This is a genomic window from Moorena sp. SIO3I6, assembly GCF_010672095.1.
This window is the reverse complement of record NZ_JAAHHU010000440.1, coordinates 1-3,521: the sequence shown is the minus strand read 5'-3', so window position 1 is coordinate 3,521 and position 3,521 is coordinate 1. Positions and strand designations below refer to the sequence as shown.

1 protein-coding gene is annotated in these 3,521 nt (G+C 42.1%); it reads left to right on the top strand.

Translation table 11 applies throughout. From position 1 onward, the window contains the following. Positions 1-3,521: tetratricopeptide repeat protein (locus tag F6K49_RS37560; RefSeq protein ID WP_293105210.1), on the top strand; the 3,521-nt coding region annotated here is incomplete at its 5' end.

The following is a 3,521-nucleotide window of genomic DNA, read 5'->3' as shown; positions in this document are numbered from 1 at the left end:
TACAGTCCTATCAGGAAGCGATTAGGCTGAAACCTGATTTTGCTGAGGTTTATAACAATTTAGGAAATACACTCCACGAACAGTGCAAGCTAGAAGAAGCCCTACAGTCTTACCAGCAAGCATTAAGTATTAACCCTAACTTGGCTGAAGCTAAACTGGCCATGTGCGTGTGTCAGATTCCGATCATTTATTCAAGTGTTGATGAAATCAAGGTAACGCGAAATAATTACCAAGCTAGTCTGAAAAAATTAGCGGATAGCTATACACAGAGCGATACAGAGCTAAGTCCAAGGGAACTGCTAAGTGCTGCTAAGGCGGTGGGAGCGTTTCAGCCTTTTTATCTGGCCTATCAAGGGTTAAATAACCGAGAGTTACAGCAAATTTATGGAGCAATGATTTGCCAGATCATGTGGAAGTGCTATCCCCGGTGGATCCAGAAAATTCCTCTACCAAATTTAGCACCTCATGAAAAAGTTCGGATTGGGGTTATTTCAGAATTCTTTTGGGATCATTCTAATTGGAAAATACCGATTAAGGGCTGGGTAGAAAATATAGATAGATCGAATTTTGAACTATTTGGTTATCACACCGGGTTAAAACAGGATAAGGAAACAGCAATAGCCGCGAAATCATTTGTCAAATTTGTTCAAGGTTCTTTGACTATGGAAGAATGGTGTGAGGTAATTACAAAAGATAAATTACACATCCTTATTTTTCCGGAATTCGGGATGTCCCCCACTACAGTTAAGTTGGGTTGTTTAAGACTGGCTCCGATTCAAATGACATCTTGGGGACATCCCGATACTAGTGGAATGCCGACGATTGACTATTACTTGAGTAGTGATTTAATGGAAGCAGAAAATGCTCAAGAGCATTATAGTGAGAGGTTAGTTAGATTACCGAATCTCTCTATCCATTACACCCCTTTGGAAATTACACCGGAAGCAATTAGTAAAAAGGACATAGGCTTAGAGGATGATGAGATTATGTTCTGGTGCTGCCAATCTTTATATAAGTATTTACCTCACTATGATGATGTTTTTACTAGAATTGCTAAGGAGTTAGATTGTCGATGTAAGTTTGTATTTCTTAAATATGTTAAAAGTGACCAGGTTACTGAGATATTTGAACAGCGTTTAAGGGATGCTTTTAATAAATTTGGCCTCGATTATACAGACTACTGCATATTTTTACCGTTCATGAATAACAGGAGGTTTGCTGGAACCTCAGCCATAGCGGATGTATTCTTGGATAGCATTGGTTGGTCTGGATGTAACTCTAGTTTAGAATCGATTACCCATAATATTCCGATTGTGACATTCCCAGGAGATTTGATGCGTGGTCGGCATACGATAGCAATTCTAAAAATGATGGGTCTGGAAGAGACAATTGCTAAGAGTAAAGAGGATTATGTGAAAATTGCGGTACGGTTGGGTCAAGATGCTCAATATCGTCAATACATATCTGATCAAGTTGCTGAAAATAAGCATAAGTTATATGGTGACTTGAAACCGGTAAGAGCATTAGAAGATTTTCTATTAAATGTAGTCCATAAACCAAGACAATTTGCGATGGAAACTGTTTCTGAAGCACTACAACTTGCTGTTCAACATCGTCAAGCCAATCGCTTAAACAAGGCTGTACAGGTTTACTATAAGATTTTGGAACAACACCCTAATCATCCGGAAGCTTTATATGGCTTAGGGGTGCTGGCACAGCAAACAGGTCAGTATGAGATGGCCGAGAAGTTGTTCAGAGCTACTGTGGAAGCGGAGCCGAATTCTGTTAAGGGTTGGTTTAGTTTAGGTAATTTGTGCCAAGGTCAAGGTCAGTTGTCTGAGTCGGTGGAGTGTTACCAACGAGTCTTAACAATACAGCCGAACTTAATAGCGGTTCACAACAACCTTGGGTATGCTCTGCAACAACAAGGTAATTGGGACGATGCGATCGCATCCTATCAAAAAGCGTTGGAGATTCAGCCTACCTGTACTGAAGCTGATGTGAATTTGGGCAATGCACTCCACGCTCAAGGGAAGCTTTCCCTAGAAAAACAAGCACACTACGCACAGTTAAACCATGAGCTAGGGGTTAAGCGGCAAAAGGCAGGAGATTTGACTAATGCTGTGGCTTACTATCGGCAAGCGGTCACGATGCAGTCAGATTTGCTAAGCGCTCATTACAATTTGGGAGTGGTGCTTGAAGACCAAGGTGAGTTTGAAAATGCGATCGCATCTTATCAGAAGGTTCTCGAACTCAATCCTAGTTATGGGGAAGTCTACTTTAACTTAGGCAGGATTTACCAAACCCAGAAGCAGTTAAAGGAGGCAGCATCTGCTTATCGACAAGGGCTAATGCTAGTCAATCCCCGGTATGGGAAAGTAGCAAATCCTGACAACGGTTCTAACAACGGTTCTAGAGTATCTCCTGAGACACTAACGCCACCGCAGGTAGAACAACCAGACGTTACTATCGGGGGATATCAGTTTCCAGGGATTCCGACCGTATCGGTCAGTGAAGACAAGCGACCCTTTTGGACAGTAATTATTCCTTTATATAACCGTACTGACTATCTTCTAGAATGTCTTGCGAGTGTTTTGGCTCAATGGCAGGGAGAGGAGGAGATGGAAATTTTGGTTATGGATAATGCCAGCACACCTCCTCTATACGATTTGGTGAATTCGATTGGGGGAGGGGTAGTTCGCTACTACCGCAATCCAGAAAATATCGGTGCGCGACGCAATTTTAATCTTGGTATTGCCCTCAGTCGCGGTCAGTGGATTCATGTGCTTCCTGAAGATGAATATGTTCTTCCAGGTTTTTATTCCCGCTTGAAGAAGAGTCTAGAAACATGTAGTGATTCTGTGGGAGCAGCATTTACGGGTTATGAAAATATCGATGAGAAAGGAAAGATAATTTTCTCCCAACAAGTGTATGGAAAAGATACGGGTATCCATCAAGATTGGCTGTGGAAGATTGGCACTTCCAATGTCTTGAATCCCTGTGCAGTTGTGATTCGTCGCTCTACTCATGAACATCTGGGGTGTTACGATCCGGGGAACACGTATACTCCTGATTGGGAACTTTATAAGCGTATTGCTAGTTTTTATGATTGGTGGTACGAAGGCGATATTTTGGCACGTTACCGTGAGCATGATAATAATATGACCAGTGAACTGATATTATCTGGAGCTCAAGCAACGTCTATCCGCCTGGGGATTGAAATTTCCGAGAGCTATCTTCCTGCTGAGCATTGTGCAGCAATTACAGCCAACGCTCGTAACCATTACTTTAATTATTGTCTAAACCATATGGTAATTCCCCTAAAGACAGGGAATCTTGCTGGTGCGTTTCGTCTGCTCCAAGAGGCACTCAAAATTGATCCGTCTCCTCAAGCTGTGGAGAAACTATTTACTTGGCTGACTCAAGCCGAAGCTGCTCCCCTACGGGATGAGATTGCTTCAAAGTTGCGCTCGATTATGTTGAATCATAGTTCAGAAAGTTTTTACTTTGCTTATCCCTAG